15 protein-coding genes, 1 tRNA gene and 1 pseudogene are annotated in these 15690 nt (G+C 69.9%); 11 read left to right on the forward strand and 6 right to left on the reverse strand.

Going from position 1 to position 15690, the window contains the following annotated elements:
- Positions 1-68: 68 nt before the first annotated feature.
- From U4E84_RS07210 to U4E84_RS07225, 4 genes are all read left to right on the forward strand, one after another.
- Complete coding sequence (locus tag U4E84_RS07210) at positions 69-974, forward strand: sensor domain-containing protein (protein ID WP_322531424.1); 906 nt, start codon at positions 69-71, stop codon at positions 972-974.
- Between the two features lie 63 nt (positions 975-1037).
- The gene (locus U4E84_RS07215) at positions 1038-1721 is read left to right on the forward strand and encodes a hypothetical protein (protein WP_322531425.1); all 684 of its coding nucleotides are present in this window, start codon (positions 1038-1040) and stop codon (positions 1719-1721) included.
- Positions 1722-2411, forward strand: coding sequence for a metal-dependent hydrolase (locus U4E84_RS07220; protein WP_322531426.1), 690 nt, complete (start codon positions 1722-1724; stop codon positions 2409-2411).
- A gap of 229 nt (positions 2412-2640) precedes the next feature.
- Complete coding sequence (locus tag U4E84_RS07225) at positions 2641-4374, forward strand: L-lactate permease (RefSeq protein ID WP_322531427.1); 1734 nt, start codon at positions 2641-2643, stop codon at positions 4372-4374.
- A gap of 444 nt (positions 4375-4818) precedes the next feature.
- On the opposite strand, the gene U4E84_RS07230 is transcribed toward U4E84_RS07225, so the two are convergent.
- The 3 genes from U4E84_RS07230 to U4E84_RS07240 all read right to left on the reverse strand — a co-directional run bounded on the left by U4E84_RS07230 (position 4819) and on the right by U4E84_RS07240 (position 7058).
- Positions 4819-4890, reverse strand: a tRNA-Ala gene (locus tag U4E84_RS07230).
- Between the two features lie 88 nt (positions 4891-4978).
- A complete protein-coding gene (locus U4E84_RS07235; protein ID WP_322531428.1) occupies positions 4979-5518 on the reverse strand; it encodes an SRPBCC family protein in 540 nt (179 codons plus the stop codon).
- A gap of 487 nt (positions 5519-6005) precedes the next feature.
- The gene (locus U4E84_RS07240; protein ID WP_322531429.1) at positions 6006-7058 is read right to left on the reverse strand and encodes a M42 family metallopeptidase; all 1053 of its coding nucleotides are present in this window, start codon (positions 7056-7058) and stop codon (positions 6006-6008) included.
- Between the two features lie 123 nt (positions 7059-7181).
- Here U4E84_RS07240 and U4E84_RS07245 point away from each other — a divergent pair, with 123 nt between their 5' ends.
- From U4E84_RS07245 to U4E84_RS07260, 4 genes are all read left to right on the forward strand, one after another.
- Positions 7182-7439, forward strand: coding sequence for an MTH865 family protein (locus U4E84_RS07245; protein WP_322531430.1), 258 nt, complete (start codon positions 7182-7184; stop codon positions 7437-7439).
- A 75-nt stretch (positions 7440-7514) separates the two neighbouring features.
- The gene (locus tag U4E84_RS07250; protein WP_322531431.1) at positions 7515-8219 is read left to right on the forward strand and encodes a J domain-containing protein; all 705 of its coding nucleotides are present in this window, start codon (positions 7515-7517) and stop codon (positions 8217-8219) included.
- A 25-nt stretch (positions 8220-8244) separates the two neighbouring features.
- Complete coding sequence (locus U4E84_RS07255) at positions 8245-8994, forward strand: metallophosphoesterase (RefSeq protein ID WP_322531432.1); 750 nt, start codon at positions 8245-8247, stop codon at positions 8992-8994.
- A 32-nt stretch (positions 8995-9026) separates the two neighbouring features.
- Positions 9027-9224: a hypothetical protein gene (locus U4E84_RS07260; RefSeq protein WP_322531433.1), complete on the forward strand. Its 198-nt coding sequence runs from the start codon at positions 9027-9029 to the stop codon at positions 9222-9224.
- A gap of 19 nt (positions 9225-9243) precedes the next feature.
- Here the strand turns inward: U4E84_RS07260 and U4E84_RS07265 are convergent, their stop codons facing one another.
- Both U4E84_RS07265 and U4E84_RS07270 read right to left on the reverse strand, forming a co-directional pair.
- Positions 9244-10068, reverse strand: a complete 825-nt coding sequence (locus U4E84_RS07265; RefSeq protein WP_322531434.1) for an iron-sulfur cluster assembly protein — start codon at positions 10066-10068, stop codon at positions 9244-9246.
- Positions 10068-11129: an amidohydrolase family protein gene (locus tag U4E84_RS07270; RefSeq protein WP_322531435.1), complete on the reverse strand. Its 1062-nt coding sequence runs from the start codon at positions 11127-11129 to the stop codon at positions 10068-10070. Before U4E84_RS07270 ends, U4E84_RS07265 begins: the two co-directional genes overlap by 1 nt.
- Positions 11130-11286: 157 nt before the next feature.
- Here U4E84_RS07270 and U4E84_RS07275 point away from each other — a divergent pair, with 157 nt between their 5' ends.
- The 3 genes and pseudogenes from U4E84_RS07275 to U4E84_RS07285 all read left to right on the forward strand — a co-directional run bounded on the left by U4E84_RS07275 (position 11287) and on the right by U4E84_RS07285 (position 14055).
- Positions 11287-12327, forward strand: a complete 1041-nt coding sequence (locus U4E84_RS07275; protein ID WP_322531436.1) for an NAD(P)-dependent alcohol dehydrogenase — start codon at positions 11287-11289, stop codon at positions 12325-12327.
- 66 nt (positions 12328-12393) lie between these two features.
- Positions 12394-12842, forward strand: a pseudogene (locus U4E84_RS07280) (hypothetical protein).
- 55 nt (positions 12843-12897) lie between these two features.
- The gene (locus U4E84_RS07285; RefSeq protein WP_322531437.1) at positions 12898-14055 is read left to right on the forward strand and encodes a thiamine pyrophosphate-dependent enzyme; all 1158 of its coding nucleotides are present in this window, start codon (positions 12898-12900) and stop codon (positions 14053-14055) included.
- Between the two features lie 22 nt (positions 14056-14077).
- Here U4E84_RS07285 and U4E84_RS07290 read toward each other — a convergent pair whose 3' ends face one another.
- Positions 14078-15400: an NAD(P)/FAD-dependent oxidoreductase gene (locus tag U4E84_RS07290; RefSeq protein ID WP_322531438.1), complete on the reverse strand. Its 1323-nt coding sequence runs from the start codon at positions 15398-15400 to the stop codon at positions 14078-14080.
- Between the last annotated feature and the right edge of the window lie 290 nt (positions 15401-15690).

Genomic DNA, 15690 nt, shown 5'->3' on the forward strand with positions numbered 1-15690 from the left:
GGACGCCGTCGGTCCGAGCGCCGGGAGCGACCGATTTATGTCGGTTCGGAGACCGGATTTGACCGTCCATGGTCTCTCGCCGCTCACCCTCCACCCTCCCGGTCGTCGGCGTCCTAGTCGACGGTCGGACGTACAGACACCTGTTGTACCTGCTGCTCGCGATTCCGCTCGGGTTCCTCTACTCGGCGCTGTTCTCGTTCGGGTTCCTGTTCGGACTCCTCCTCTCAGTCGTGCTCGTCGGGTTCGTCGTGCTCGTGGCGACCCTGCTCGGCGCCCGGATCGCCGCCGGCTTCGAGCGCTGGCTCGCCAACCGGCTGTTGGGCACCGATCTCGAACGATACGACGACGTGGCGGACGACGCGGGCGGCGCGGTCGGCGGCGTCAGGAAGTACGTCGACGCCGCGTCGACGTGGCGGGGCGTCGGCTTCCTCCTGTTGAAGTACTTCGTCACCGTGGTCGCGTTCGTCCCCGTGGCCGCGCTCGCGACCGGGCTCCCGCTGGTCCTCGCACCGCTGCGGTACCCATACGTGGCCACCTTCGGCGAGTCCAACGGGGAGCCGGTGACGTGGGCGATCGACACGCTGCCCGAGGCGCTGCTGGCGGTCGCCGTCGGAATCGGTGGGGTGCTCGTCGCGCTCCACGTCACGAACCTCGTCGCGTACGTCTGCCGGCAGATGGCGACCGCCCTGCTCGGAGAGCCGGCGGCGGAGGGGGTGGGGGCGGTCCAGGAATCGGCGGCGGAGGAGGTGGCGGCGGTCCAGGAATCGGCGGCGGACCCCGAGGCGGTGACGGTCGCCGACGACTCCGCGGCGACCGGCGACTCCGCGGCGGCGACGACGACGGCGACCGAGGGGGCGTCCGACGAGTCTGCGACCGAGTTCTCGGCTCCGTCCGGCTCCGACGAGTTCATCCCCGCTGACGCGGTCGAGCCGGACTCCGAGAGAGACTCGGACCGGCAAGAAGACGGCTCCTGATCCGCCTGTCTCTGGTAACCCCCTCCCCGGAGCGCTTATTCTCGTGCGACCGTCAGAGGCGGTATGGCTCCGACGCTGGTCGCCGCCGCGGTCGGCGCGTTGCTCGCGGCCGCCCTGCTGGCAGCCGCCTTCGACCGGCGCTCGGTCGCCGTCGTCGTCGCCGCCGCGGTCCTCCCGGACCTCGACGCGACCGCGAGTCTCGTGGTTCCGGGCGCGACGAACGCGTTGTTTCACGCCGTCTGGCTCCCGCTCCTCGCGGGCGCCGCGCTCTACTGGGACACCGCGATCCGCGACTCCTCCCGGGTCCGCGACCGGGCCGGGTGGCGAGGCGTCCGCGTCGCGTGGGTGGCGCTCGCCGCGTTCCTCGTCGCGGGGATCGGTCCGGACCTGTTCGGTCGAGAGGGAGTGAACCTGCTGTACCCGCTCCACGACGCCTACTACCTCCTCGATGGGCGGTTCGTCCTCTCGACGCGCGACGGAGTCGTCCAGACGTTCGTCTCGCTCGGCGCTGCGGGCCCGGGGATCCTCCCGCTCGAGAGCCCCGGGACGACCGCGTCGTACGCGATCCCGACGTTCGCGAACCCCGACGGACGGCCCGGGCTCTCGCTCGGCGCCGGTCGCGAGCTCCACCTGGTTCGGAGAGGCTGGCAGCTGGTCGTCGTCGCCGCCGCCGCCGCGACGCTGGCGGTGCGCTTCCGCCGGAAGAATCGAGGAGGCGCCGAGCGGTCCGCGGGGGTGAGCCGGTAGATGGTCTCGACGGTCGTCCACGCCGGGTTCGCGCTGGTGCTCGCGGCCGGACTGCTCGGTGACCGCTACGATCGACGGGCGCTGGCAGTCGTGCTCGCGATCGTCATCGTCCCCGAGGTCGACAGCTTCCTCGGCCCGTTCATGCCCGGGGCCCACCGAACGGTCGGGCACAACTTCGTGCTGCCGGCGGCCGCGGCCGCGCTGCTCTACTACGACACCCGGATGCGGGAGCGCTCCGCGCTCCGCGAACGGCTCGCCGACCGATGGATCGCGGTGGCGTGGGTCGGGCTGTTCGTGCACGTCTTCGCACACGTCTCGCTCGACTGGGCCCACCTCGACGGCGTGAACGCGCTCTGGCCGCTTCGGGACCGGTTCTACCTCCTCGACGGGGAGCTCGCCCTGTCGACGACGGACGGGCTCGTACAGACGTTCGTCGACGTCCAGATCGACCCGGAGACGGGCGGGCGGCGGGTCGACGCCGGCGAGGGCGGCACCACGGAGACGGTCCACGTCAACAACCCGGTGGAGCCCCGCGACCCCGACGAGGTGACCGAGGAGCCGGTCAACCGGATCTTCCCGATCGCGAACGCGGGGTGGCGGCTCTACCTGATCGGGGTCGGGCTGTTCGTCGCGGTCGCCCGGCGACTGCAGGTGCCGGAACAGGGACCGAACACCGACGTGAAAAACTGACGGAGCGGATCCTGATTCCGCGTGGAGTCCGGCGGTTTGAGAACCGTACCGGGCGTTTATTCACATGGACGGTTCTTACGGAAACGATGCGCGTAATGGTCGTGGATAGAGGACGGCGTCGAGGCGGTACACGCTCCCGATGGAACCGGCCACCGAGCGGGAACGCGAGAGGATTCGAGTCCGTCATACCGTGCCCGAAGCGACGCGCACCCGACGCGGAGGGAAGCCGGTGACGCTGTCAGCTGGCGCGCCGCTCGCGTTGGTCCCGCTCGTCGTCGTGGCCGCGCTGCTGGTGGGGCTGCTCTGGCCGGCGGCGCGGGCGATGCCGGTCGCGTGGCTGGCGGCCGCCATTGTCGCGTTCCTCGCGTGGGAGATGCCCGCGACGTGGATCCTCGCCGCGTCCGTCGACGGGGCGATGGCCGCCGTCGAGATCCTCTGGATCGTCTTCGGCGCGTTGGTGCTACTGTACACGCTGATGAACTCCGGCGCTGTCGACCGGATCAACGCCGGGTTCGCGTCGATCAGCGACGATCGCCGGGTGCAAGTCGTGTTGCTCGGCTTCTTTCTCGCGACGTTCATCGAGGGCGTTGCCGGGTTCGGGACGCCCGCGGCCGTGGTCGCCCCGCTGCTCTTGGCGCTCGGCTTCCCGGCCCTGGCTGCCGTCGTCGCGGCGCTGATCGGTCACGCGGTCGCAACCGTGTTCGGTGCGGTCGGGACGCCGGTCATCGTCGGGTTCCAGCAGCCGCTGGCGGCCGTGTCAGAGTCCATCACTGCCGGCGGGTTCGAGTCGGTCGGAACCTACGCGACAGCCGCCGGCGCGTGGAGCGCCGTGTTCAACGGACTCTTGGGAACGTTGATGCCGATGGTCGCGGTCGGGATGGTCGTCTACTACTTCGGTGAGCCGGAGGCTGACGATCGGTCCCTCTCGGCGCTGTGGGCGGTCGCCCCTCTGTGCCTATTCGCGGGGGTCGCGTTCGCGGTGCCGTACGTCGCCGTAGCGTGGCTTATCGGTCCCGAACTGCCGTCGCTCATCGCCGCGATGGTCGGCGGCGCGGTCGTCGTTGCGGCGCTCAAAGCGGGCTACCTCCTCCCCGAGGACGAATGGGAGTTCCCGCCCCGCGAGGAGTGGCCGGACCACTGGGTCGGGACCATCGAACCGGGCGGTAGATCGACCGACGACGAGGCCGCCGCCGACGCGACGATGGACGGGCCGTCGATGTCATTGTTTCGGGCGTGGTCGCCGTATCTCGTTCTCGTCGTGCTGCTGGTCGGAACTCGCGTCGTCACCCCGGTCGCGACGTTCCTTCAGGAAGGACCCGGCATGGAGCTCGCGTGGGACGGAATCGCCGGCACGACGATCAGCGGCACGATCGGCTGGGCGTACGTCCCCGGGACGTGGCTGCTCGTCAGCGCGCTGCTCGCGGTGCCGATCTTCGGAATGGGGCGCGGCGACGTGACGGACGCGTGGCGCGAGGGCGCGGAAAAGATCGTCTCGCCGGCGATAGCGTTGATGTTCGTCATCGCGATGGTCGAGGTCATGTTACAGACCGCGTCCCACCCCGGCGCGACCGCCGACGGAAGCATGATCGTCGTGCTCGCGAGCGCGACGGCGTCGCTGCTCGGCGGGGCCTATCCCTTCTTCGCTCCCGTCGTGGGAACGCTCGGGGCATTCATCGCCGGATCGATCACCGTGAGCAACATCACGTTCGCGGCGTTCCAGTTCGAGGTCGCCCAAGAGATCGGGGTCTCGACGCAGCTGCTCGTCGGCGCCCAGACGATCGGTGCGTCCATCGGGAACACGATCGCCATTCACAACGTGATCGCCGCGTTGGCGACCGTCGGCCTCGTCGGAAAGACCGGCCGGGTCGTCAGACTGAACCTGATCCCGGTGGCGTACTACCTGGTCGTCGGTGGCCTGGCGACATCGGCGTTCGTGTACGTGCTGTTCCCGACGACGTTCTGACCGGGACCGTCTGGGACCCCACCGTGGGGATGTCGGCGGCCGAGGCGAGGCCGCTTCCGGCCACGTATCACTCGTCGGCCGACGGCGCTCCCGCGACTCACGCGGCGGAAGCAGTCGTACGCGAGACAGCGATGGGCGCGGTTATCGGTTTTCGCCCCCAGTGAATCGACCGACTGCGGCGACCCGGACCCGAATTCCGAGGTTGATCGATCCGCTGGGGGACGGGGACGATACCGCGATCCCACCGATATCTGGCGTTTTAACGAATCTACTGCGTGTTTACCAACGACAGACACGACGGAGAAGTCGGAATGGACTCGCGGGGATTGTGAACCAGAGCCAGACGTGCTCGCTCACACCGTTCGCTGTGCGCGACTGGCAGGGTTCGAATCCCGCTCGTTGCAGTGGTGCGCCGCTCGCGGTGTTGCTCACGGCGCGAAAACATGGACTCGCGGGGATTTGAACCCCGGGCCTTCCCCGTGCCAGGGGGATGATCTACCACTGATCTACGAGCCCGCTGCGCGTCTCATCGTTCCCCGCTGGATATATTAAGGCCTTCGACTCGGTGACGGCACCCGTTGTGCCGCGTATTCGTCGCCCGCGGTTAGATCCGCTCGGAGTCCACGTACACGTCGAGGTCCACGTCGCGTGTCGACCCCTCCAGGTCGCGAACCGCGCGCTCGATGACCCGTTCGGCCTCGGTCCGGATGAGGGGAATCGCCTTCTTCAGCACCCAGTCGAAGGAGACGAGCCGCGGGAGATCGAGCGCGTCCGAGCTGGCCGAGTCCGGGTCGAACTCGACTTCGAGCGCGACCTCGCAGGCGGGGTCGACGTCCCCCTCGGAACCGTCGTTCGGTTCCGCCGGCGTCACCCGCCAGCAGCCGCTCGCGTCGATGTCCTTCGTGATCTCCCAGTCGATCCGCGCGGGCGGCTCGACGCCGGTCACCCGCGAGTGGGCCGTGTACGCGACCTTCCACCAGGCGAACCGGAGCGCGTAGCGGGTACCGGGACCGCCGTCGCCCTCGAGGGTCTGCACGTCGTCGAGGTACTTCGAGTAGCGCGCGTACCCCGGGAAGTCGAGCAGGAACTCGTACACCTCCTCCGGGTCGGCGTACACCTCCGTGCTCACGACGAGTTCGTCCACGCACGGTGGTTCGGGCGGTGACTAATAAGCGGTCCGGCGATACGACGTGTGAGGCGGTCGAGTTGTTCGTCGCGACGGAACAGCGAGTGGAGACAGATCCTCAGCCGTTTCCTTATAAGCGAACTCTGTAGTGAGCACCTCCAAAGCCCCAGCCGCTCGGTTATAAATAATCGATGCCGAACCGACGGTGAAGACCTCCAAAGCCCCAGCCGCGACGACTCGCGCGGCTCGCTGCGGTCCTCGGTCACTCGCTTCGCTCGTTCCCTGCGGTCCTTGCGTCGCCGTGCTTCGTCCTCGCGACTGCCCCTTTGAATCCGCTCGCCCGCACAGCACCACAGCCTCACGCCTCCCCAACCTCGTCGCTGGCGGCGGCGCCGCCAGCGACTCCCCCGTGCGCGCCCCTCACGGCCGCCAGCGACTCCCTCGTGCGCGCTCCTCACGGCCGCCAGCGACGGCCACTCGGAGGCGCGCGCCACCGCGTGGTTGTTTATAAGGTGTAGTCGTGTTCGCCGGTCTCGGAGTCGAGGAACGCGGTGAGGAGGTCGATGGTCGCCTCGACGTCCCCGCCGTCGGCGGTCTCGGTGACGGTGTGGAGGTACCGCGTCGGGACCGAGATGGCGCCGACGGGCTTCGCGCCGGCGGTGTTCTGGAACCCGGCGGTGTCGGTGCCGCCCGCCGGCAACACCTCGTGCTGGTGATCGATGCCCTCCGCCTCGGCCACGTCGGTCAGCCGGCCGTGGACCTTCGGGCTGGTGATCACCGAGGAGTCCTTCAGCTTGATCGCGGTCCCCTCGCCGAGTTCGGTCACGGCGTCGGCCGCCTCGCCGATCTGCGGGACGTCGTTGGCGACGGTGACGTCTAAGGCGATAGCGAGGTCGGGGTCGATGTCGACGCCGAGCGCGCTCGCGCCCCGGAGCCCCACTTCCTCCTGCACCGTCGCCGCGAAGTGGATCGTCACGTCTGGGTCGTCGATCCGGCGGGCGGCTTCGAGGATCGCGAACAGACAGATCCGGTCGTCGAGCGCCTTTCCCGTGATCCGGTCGCCCATGCGCGTCGTCGTCTGGTCGAGCGTGACGAGGTCGCCCACGCCGACGAGGTCGGCCACGTCGTCGGCGTCGCGTCCGACGTCGATGAACACGTCTTTGACCTCGTCGTCCTCCTCTTTCTGCTCGTCCGTGAGCGTGTGCGGCGGCACGGAGCCGATGACGCCGGTGAGGTCCTCCTCGCCGTGAACGGTGACGCGCTGCGCTCGGAGCACGCGGGCGTCGAAGCCGCCGAGCGGATCGACCTGCACGAACCCCTCGTCGGTGACGTGCCGGACCATGAAGCCGATCTCGTCCATGTGGGCCGCGACCGCGACCGAGTAGTCGGACTCCCCCTCGATCGTCCCGACGACGTTCCCCATCGCGTCGCTCCGGACGCGGTCGACGCGATCGGCGAACTCGCGGCGGACGATCTCGCGGACGTCGTCCTCGTACCCGGGGACGCCGCGCGCCTCTGTCAGCTCGCACAGCAGGTCGAAGTCGAAGTCGAACGACATGGACGACGCTTGGGGCCCAGCGACAAAGGTTCGGAGGTTCCGGCACGGTCGTCGTTCGGGAACGCCAAACCGATTTATCGTTGTTCCGCAACGCTTTTGCGGTCCCTCCCGGGAGGTGGGTGTATGTCCGACGTCAAGGCGGAGCTCCGCGAACAGTTTCTCGACGCGTTCGGCGGCGCGGACTTCCCCGTCGAGAACCAGATGGACCTCGTTCCGGCGCTCCCGAACGGCCCGGCCACGAAGTTCGAGGCCGGCGACGTGAGCTTCACCGCGATGGAGCTCGCCGCGAAGCTCGGGGGCGAACAGGAGTTCCCCTACGACACCGCCGAGGAGCTCGTCGACGACATCATCGACGGGCTCGAAGCGAAGGAACTGATCTGACGGCGGCGGGTGCGCGGGCCGGTCGCGTCGTTCCCCCGCCGAGGGGTTGATAGGCGCCGAGCCGTTACGTGGATCGTGGTCGTCGATCTCATCAGCGCGGTGCCGCCGTGGGTCCTGCTGGGGGTCGCGATAGGCGGCGTCGCCTCCACGCTCGCGGCGGTCGTCTTCTACCTCGGGACTCGGTTCGTCGCTCCGAGCGTCGCCGCTGCCGGCGACGGCCGGAGCGTCGCGGGCGACGAGCGGCGCCGCCGCGAGATCCGCGAGTACCTGACGGCGATCGACGAGCGGTTCCGCGAGGAACACGCGCTCGGCGACGTGTCCGTCCCCTTCTACCTCCCCGAACGCGGAGTCGCCATCACGTTCGACGCGCACGACTACTTCAGGCTGGAGGGCGAGGGCGTCTACACCGTCCTCTGCGAACACGAGATGCCGGGGCGCGGACTCGGCCGTCGCCTCCCCTTCGACGTGATCGAGCCCGATTGGGGCCCGGACCCGTCGGTCGACCGGGGCCGCCGCGATCCGGTCGCCGCGGCGTTCGCCGAGCTCGACGTCGCCCGCGACGCCGACGCCGCCGAGGTGAAGCGCGCCTACCGCGATCGCGTCAAGGAGACGCACCCGGACCAGGGCGGCGACGAGGAGTCGTTCCGCCGCGTCCGCGAGGCGTACGCGACCGCCCGGAACCACGCCGGGGGCGCAAGGGAGAGGGGCGAGAGGGGCGGTCGGGGCCGCCCCGCCCCCCGGACCGACCGCGCCGATCCGCCGACCGGCTTCGGCCGGTGAGGCGGTCGATGACGGGGGACGGTCGATGACGGACGTCGCCTTCGGCGACCGCGCGGCGTACCTCGGCCGCCACGACGCGCTCGGAGAGGCGTCCGCGGTCACCCTCCCGCTCGGCGAGCGCGAGGATCTCGTCGGCCGACTCGCCGGGCTCGCGGCGCGGTTCGACCCCGCGACCGTCATCGTCGCCGGCGACGTCGTCCACACCTTCGACCGGGTGAGCGACCGGAGCCTCGGAACCCTAGCGGCGCTTCGCGACGCCTGCGAGGCGAACGGCGCCGCCCTCGAACTCGTCGCGGGCAACCACGACACCGCCCTCGCGGACGCGTGGGACGAGCCGGTTCACGGGGAGTACGTCCTCGGCGAAAGACGCGACCGGGGAGACGCCCCGACCGGCGGCGATCCGTCCGACCACGATGACACCGCACCCCGAACCGTCGTCTGTCACGGCCACGAGGTCCCGTCGACCGCGGCGGACCGGTACGTGATCGGTCACGTCCACCCGACGATCGAGATCGAGGGCGACCGCCGCCCCTGTTTCCTCCGCGGCAAGGAGACCTACCGCGGCGCCGACCTCCTCGCGTTGCCCGCGTTCACCCGACTCGCTCCGGGCGTGCCGGTGAACGGCATGGGACCCGGCGCGTTCGACTCCCCGCTCGTCCCCGACGCGGACCGGTTGGCACCGGTCGTCGTCGACCCGAACGCAGGTGTCGAGGAGGGCGACGCCGGAGAGCCGCTCCGGTTCCCGCCGCTCGGGGCGTTCCGCGAGCTGTTGTGAACGCTTTTGTCAGTCCCTGCGTACCGTGAGCCATGAACACGGAGAACGCCTGCCTCGGCTGCGGCGAGCCCTTCGACTGGGACGAGAGCGAGTGTCCGGCGTGCGGCTGGGACCGCGACGAGTGGGCCGCGAGCGGCCGGCACGGACTGGAGAAGGCGGGGCACGGCGAGCCCGAGGAGGAGGATCGGACAGGGGGAAGCGGGCTCGGTGGACTCGGTCCGATCCGGTGACCGATCCGGCGGACCCGCCCTACGAGCCGGGGCCGTCCAGTCCGTGTCGCGCTCGGTGCAGCGCGTCGCACACGGCGCCCTGTCCGTCGATGTTGACGGCCGCGAGCCGCGAGCGCTTCTGGACGACGTCGAGCCGGTCCGCCTCGATGGGGTCGCCTTCGGGCGTCAGGAACAGCGTGTCGTCCGGGCCCGTCACGTGGCCGCTCTCAGTCGCCCGGTCCAGGTAGTCGTCGATCGGGTCGGCGTCGACGACGACGGCGAGCCCGTCGAGCGAGACGTGTGCCGTCTCGTCGGCGACGTCGACGTCCGAGCGTTCGAGGGCGACGACCTGTTCGGGGGCGACGCCGGCGTCGAGCAGCGCGTCGATCGCCTCCCGCTGCGTCGAGACGCGGGCCTTGTCGGCGATGGCCGCCCGCACCGCCGCCACCCCGCCGTCCGCGTCCGGGAACGTCTCGCCGAAGGTGTCGCGGGCGTTGACGCCCGTCGTGATCTCCGTCTCGTGCATGTGGTCGCAGAGCTCGATCCGCGCCTCGCGTACCCAGCCGAGCCCCTCGACCTCGTCGCGGGCGTCGGTCGCCATCATCCACGCGAAGGCGGGCGAACACCACGCGGTCGGGAGCGTGAACCGGACCGTCACGCGGTCGCCGTCGATGTCGATCGCGTCGACGTAGTCGAGCTCGACGATGGAGCGGGCGAGCTCCGGGTCCTCGACGCGGTCCAGACGAGCTCTGACCGCCGGGATCCCGCGTCGGTCGTCCGTCGGGTCCCCCCTGGGGTCGCCCGGTGAGTCGCCGCCGGTGTCGCTCCCGGCGTCGGTCGTCGGGTCGGCGCTGCTCCCCGACATCAGTCCGCCGCGGCCCCCGCGTCGCCGCCGTAGTGGGCCTCGAGGTCGAACTTCTGGGTGATGTCGTCGTCGCGGAACTGGCGCTTCTTCTCCTCGATGTCGATGTCGTACAGCTCCGCGGCGTTCTCGCCCATCACCTTCTTCATGGTGTCGACGTCGAGTTCGACGCCGTACTCGTCCTTCTGTTCCTCCGTGAGATCGGCGTTCATCACCTGGTCGACGAGCCAGTCGGGGTTCCACAGCGCGTAGTCGGAGCCGAACAGGATCCGGTCCTCGCCGAGCCAGAAGAGGAGTTCGCCCATGATCTCGCCGAACTTCCGCTCGCGGTGGGTCGACATCGCGGAGGCGACCGCGAGCCCGCCGTACACGTTCGGCTCCTGGGCGGCGATCCAGCAGAAGTCGTCGAGCCGCGGCAGCCCCACGTGGTTGACGATGAAGTTGAGTTCCGGGAACGACGAGGCGGCGTCGTCGACGTCCTTCACGTCGAACGCGTCGCGGTTGAGCGGCCGGATCGTCGGTCCCTTGTGGGCGTTGATGTTCTCGATGCCGAGGTCCGAACACTTCTCTAAGAACTCGAAGGCGTCGTCGCTGTCGAGCCGCCACCCCTTCGAATCGCCGCGCCACTCGGCGGTGTACAGCTTCACGCCGGGGATGTCGTACTCCTCCTTGAGGTGTTCGAGGTAGCGCAGCCCCTCCTCGCCGTCGCGCGGGTCGAAGCTCCCGTTGAGCACGAACCGCTCGGGGTACGCCTCCGCGAGCTCGGCGTTCTGTTCGGTCGTGTTGAACCCCTCGTCGTAGAACTCCGAGAGGTACGTCGGCTGGAAGATCGCCATGTCGGCGGCCGCGTTCCCGAACAGGTCCTGGGTCATGCGGTCGGCCCCGTAGTGGCGGTACTCGTCGATGTCCCACTGTTTCTCCTCCGGCGTGAACCCGGTGTGGTAGTCGTAGAAACACTGCAGGAACTGCTCGCCCCCCTCGTGGACGATGTTCTCCTGCCGGGCGTCCCACAGGTGAACGTGGCCGTCGATGACGAATATCTCCTCTCCGTCCTTCTCGTACATGTGTACTGTCGTGGGAAGTGATCACACATAACTATAAGGATCGTTCAAGTTTGTTACCGTTGGGAGCGTTCGAACGGGACGCGGAAGTGTCGGGTATCGAAGCCCCGAGAAATACATAACGAATGTTTATGTGCGAGTGCTCGAGAGAGTGAATCACATGCAAGCAGCCAGACTCCACGAGTACACCGACGACATGACGGAGGGGCTCGCGATCGACGAGGTGGACCGGCCACACGCGACGGGCGCGAGCGACGTGATCGTCGAGGTCGAGGGCGCGGGCTGGTGCCAGACGGACAATCACATCATCGAGGGGATGTGGGAGGAGTACGTTCCGCAGGAGCTCCCCATGACGCTCGGCCACGAGAACGCGGGGACGGTCGTCGAGACGGGCGAGGACGTCACCCTCGTCTCCGAGGGCGACCCGGTGATCTGTCACCCGGTGCAGACCTGCGGCACCTGCCGCCCCTGCCGGCTCGGCGAGACGATGTACTGCGAGAACAGCGCGTTCAACGGGCTCACCGTCGACGGCGGCTTCGCCGAGTACCTCCACACCAGCGAGCGCTCGGTGATTCCGCTGCCGTCCGGGGTCGAGCCGATCGACATCGCGCCCCACGCCGACGCCGGGATCACGGCGTACCACGCCGCCAAGAAGGCGGTCGCGGAGCTCAGCCCCGGAGATCACGCGGTCGTCATCGGCGTCGGCGGCCTCGGACACATCGGCCTGCAGTGCCTGAACGCGATGAGCGCGGCCCGGATCACGGCGGTCGACCTGAAGGAGTCCGCCCTGTCGCTCGCGGAGAGCTACGGCGCCGACCACGTGGTCAACCCGGACGAGGCAGACGTCCGGGAGGAACTCGACGGGATCACGGACGGGAACGGCGCAGCGCAGGTGCTCGACTTCGTCGGCGAGGACGTCACCACCGGGTACGCGCCCGACATCACCGCCGCCGGCGGCGACCACCACATCATCGGCTACGGCGGGCACATCCACGAGCCGGCGCAGGCGCTGGTGAACGGGGAGTTCTCGTTCGTCGGCAACATCGTCGGCCGGTACGCGGAGCTCCAGGAGCTCGTCGCGCTCGTCGAGCAGGGCGACGTCGACCTCCACACCAGCCGCTACGACCTCGGCGAGATCAACACGGTCGCAGAGAAGCTCGAACACGGCGAGATCGACGGTCGCGCCGTGATCACGCCGTAGCGGGAAGCACAAAGAGACGCCTCACCCACGGGAAGTCCTTTATAACGCATTCACGACACTCGGGGTATGGTCCCGTCTCTCCCGCCCGCGTTCGGACCCTCGTCTCCGAAGCGGTGGGCGCTGCTCGCCGGCGTCTACGCGTTCGGCTGTGCCATGGTCACCGCGCACCTCCTCTCGGACGTGCTCGGGCTCTTCGCCGAGGTGATCGGTCTCCCGCCGCGCTGTCGATGCCCCTCCTCGCGACCCCGGCGCTCGTCGCCGGCGCGGGGATCTGGTGGGTGCTCGTCGAACGGGGAGCGACCGTCACGTACCCTCGCGGAGCCGCCTTCGGGCTGTTCACCGCGCTCGTCACCGGGACCCTCTGGACCGCGCGGTTCACGTTCGTCTGGGGAACCGAGATGCTCACGGTCGGCCCGGTGCCGCTGCTGGTGGGGTTCGTGCTCGGTGCGGTTGCCGTCGCGGGCGTCCTGGTCGGCCTCCCGATCACGTTCGTCCGGCACCGAAGCCTGGAGTGATCGGACGCCGCCGCGACCGCTACCTCCTTGTGACCGGCGCGCACACCGACCGGGTATGGACGAGAACGGCGCCGACGCCACCGACTCCCCCGATTCGCTCTCCGACCCGCTCGCCGACGCGGACGTCTACCGCGTGCTCGGGCCGGACGGCAGTCCCCTGCCGGACGCGACGGTACCGGACCTGTCGGACGAGCGGTTCCGGGCGATCTACCGCGATCTCGTGGTCACTCGCCGGTTCGACGAGCGCGCGGTCAGCCTCCAGCGTCAGGGGCGGATCGGCACGTACGCACCCTGTGCGGGCCAGGAGGGCTCGGCTGTGGGGTCGACGCACGCGCTCGCCGACCGGGACCTGATCAGCTACCAGTACCGCGAGCACGGCGCGATCGTCGCCCGCGACCTCCTCTCGGAGTACCTGCCGTACTGGATGGGCCACGAGTCCGGGACCGCGGCGATCGCCGACGGCAACGTCTTCCCGCTGAACATCGGGATCGCGGCGCACCTCCCGCACGCGGTCGGGGCCGCGTGGGCGTTCGACTACCGGGACGAGGACCGGATCGCCGTCGCGCACTTCGGCGGCGGCGCGACGAGCGAGGGCGACTTCCACGAGGCGATGAACTTCGCGGGCGTCTTCGACACGCCCACGCTCTTCTGTTGTCACGCCAACGGCTGGGCCATCTCGATCCCGGAGGCGGAGCAGACAGCCAGCGACACCTTCGCCGAGAAGGCGGCCGCCTACGGCTTCGAGGGCGTCCGCGTCGACGGGATGGACCCGCTCGCGAGCTACGCGGTCACGCGGGCGGCCGCCGAGCGCGCTCGGCTGGCGGCGGGCGACTCCCCTCCCGACGCGCCCCGCCCCACCCTCATCGAGTTCGTCGAGTACCGGTTCGGCGCGCACACCACGGCGGACGACCCGACCGCCTACCGCGACCCCGACGACGTGGACCCGTGGCGCGCGCTCGACCCTATCGACCGGATGGAGGCGTTCCTGCGGGAGACCGGCCGGATCGACGACGAGGGCGTCGCGGCGATCCGCGAGGAGGCCGACGAGGTCGTCGCCGAGGCGATCGACTTCGCGGAGTCCGTCGAGGCCGATCCGAGCGACATGTTCGACTACGCGTACGCGGACCTGCCGCCCGAACTCCGTCGACAGCGCGACGAACTGCTCGCGGCGATCGACGAGCACGGCGAAGGGGCGTTCCTCCGAGAGGAGTAGCCGCGGCGACGTGTGGCCTCGGTTATAAGTGTCGGGTGGCGGCCGCGGCCGCCGCTCGCCCGCTTTCGAGGGCGCCCTGGATCGACGACCACTCCGTGTAGTCGCCGGCGAGGACGACAGGTCCCTCGGGATCGTCGGGGTGAGGGAGGTCGGCGTGGACGCCCGGCGGCTGCGCGAACTGCGCGAACCGGACCCGGTGGACGTCGACGGTCTCCAAGCCCGCGAAGTCGCGGTCGGGGTGCCACGCCGCCAGCGCGTCGCGGACGTCGCCGCGGAGCGCGTCCGCGGGCCGGTCCAGCGGCTCCTCGCCGAGGAACGTCGCGGTGAGCAGCGCGCGGCCGGCGGGGGCGTACTCGGGCGCGACCTCCGACATCGGGACCACGGCGTTCGGCGATTCGCCGGCCGCGTTGAGCAGGATCCGCTTGCTCGTCTCGAACGACTCGCCCGCGGGGAGCGTGTACCACCCGGTCACGTTCGGGACGCCCTCCGCGGGGATCGACTCGACGCGGGTGAGGCGCCGGGCCTCAGGCGGGGTGGTCGCGACGACGACCGCGTCGGTCTCGCGCGTCGTGCCGTCGGCGAGCTCGACGGTGGCGCCCTCGGCGTCGCCGCTCCCGGTCCGGAAGGGGATCCGACCCTGACCCGCGGTCCGGACCGACTCCACGTCCGCGCCCGTCTCGATCGCCACGCCGGCCTCGCGGGCGCGAGCGGCGAGCGCTTCGGGGATCGCGGCCATCCCCCCGGCGGGGACGCCGATGGCGCCGCGGCTCATCGCGCGGAACGTGTACTCGAAGACGTGCTTCGAGGTCGAGAGGCTCCGGTCGAGGGTGATCCCGCCGTAGAAGGGCTCGACGAAGTGTTCCACGTAGTCGTCGGCGAATCCCCAGTCGCGGAGGTACTCGCGGATGGAGGCGTCCGGACCTCTGAAGAAGTCGCCTTCGTCGCGCTTCGAGAGGTCGTACCGGAGCGCGAGCGTCCGGAGCTTGTCGGAGACGGAGACCTCGTCGTTCAGCAGCGACGGGAGCGCGCCGCGGGGGTCGCGGAGCGGGTCCGAGAGCACCGAGCGCGACCCCGGGCGACAGATCGTCGCGCCCGGTGCGAACCGCCGGAGGTCGAGGGCGTCGGCGGCGTCGGGGCCCAGCTCGCGCTCGACCGCCGGGTAGCTCGAAAAGAGGACCTGGAAGCCGCGGTCGAGCGTGAACCCGTCGACCGTCTCGGTCCGCACGCGCCCGCCGACATCGGGGCGGCGCTCGTACAGCGTCACGTCCACGCCCGCCTCGGCGAGCCGGGCCGCCGCGACGAGCCCCGCGAGCCCGCCGCCGACGACGGTGGCGTCTCCGTTCATACGTGCGGTATCGTGTTGTGAGTTTATAAGCAACCGCTGCTGGCAGAGCGAGGGTGAACCACTCCGAAGCCGCAGCCGCTCAGTTATAAGCGGTCACTGCTGGATCGACGGTGAACGCATCCAAAACCCAGCCGCGACGACTCGCGCTGCTCGCGGGAATCACGGCTGCCCCGTTGAGTCCCACCCATCCGCATCGCAACCGCGCCTCACCCTCCCCGGCCTCGCCGGACCAGCGCGGCCACGCCGGTCCGATTCCCTCGCGCGGCGCTGTTCGTGCCCTTAAAAAAGGC

This window comes from Halorubrum sp. AD140 (genome assembly GCF_034497445.1).
In the GTDB taxonomy this organism is placed as follows: Archaea; Halobacteriota; Halobacteria; order Halobacteriales; family Haloferacaceae; genus Halorubrum.

Excerpts from the sequence above, each read along its gene's own strand:
- U4E84_RS07220 (WP_322531426.1), top strand. The coding sequence starts at position 1,722 with ATGGTCTCGACGGTCGTCCACGCCGGGTTCGCGCTGGTGCTCGCGGCC.
- U4E84_RS07265 (WP_322531434.1), bottom strand. The coding sequence starts at position 10,068 with ATGTCGGGGAGCAGCGCCGACCCGACGACCGACGCCGGGAGCGACACC.
- U4E84_RS07245 (WP_322531430.1), top strand. The coding sequence starts at position 7,182 with ATGTCCGACGTCAAGGCGGAGCTCCGCGAACAGTTTCTCGACGCGTTC.
- U4E84_RS07290 (WP_322531438.1), bottom strand. The coding sequence starts at position 15,400 with ATGAACGGAGACGCCACCGTCGTCGGCGGCGGGCTCGCGGGGCTCGTC.
- U4E84_RS07285 (WP_322531437.1), top strand. The coding sequence starts at position 12,898 with ATGGACGAGAACGGCGCCGACGCCACCGACTCCCCCGATTCGCTCTCC.
- U4E84_RS07260 (WP_322531433.1), top strand. The coding sequence starts at position 9,027 with ATGAACACGGAGAACGCCTGCCTCGGCTGCGGCGAGCCCTTCGACTGG.
- U4E84_RS07215 (WP_322531425.1), top strand. The coding sequence starts at position 1,038 with ATGGCTCCGACGCTGGTCGCCGCCGCGGTCGGCGCGTTGCTCGCGGCC.
- U4E84_RS07275 (WP_322531436.1), top strand. The coding sequence starts at position 11,287 with ATGCAAGCAGCCAGACTCCACGAGTACACCGACGACATGACGGAGGGG.
- U4E84_RS07255 (WP_322531432.1), top strand. The coding sequence starts at position 8,245 with ATGACGGACGTCGCCTTCGGCGACCGCGCGGCGTACCTCGGCCGCCAC.
- U4E84_RS07240 (WP_322531429.1), bottom strand. The coding sequence starts at position 7,058 with ATGTCGTTCGACTTCGACTTCGACCTGCTGTGCGAGCTGACAGAGGCG.
- U4E84_RS07270 (WP_322531435.1), bottom strand. The coding sequence starts at position 11,129 with ATGTACGAGAAGGACGGAGAGGAGATATTCGTCATCGACGGCCACGTT.
- U4E84_RS07210 (WP_322531424.1), top strand. The coding sequence starts at position 69 with ATGGTCTCTCGCCGCTCACCCTCCACCCTCCCGGTCGTCGGCGTCCTA.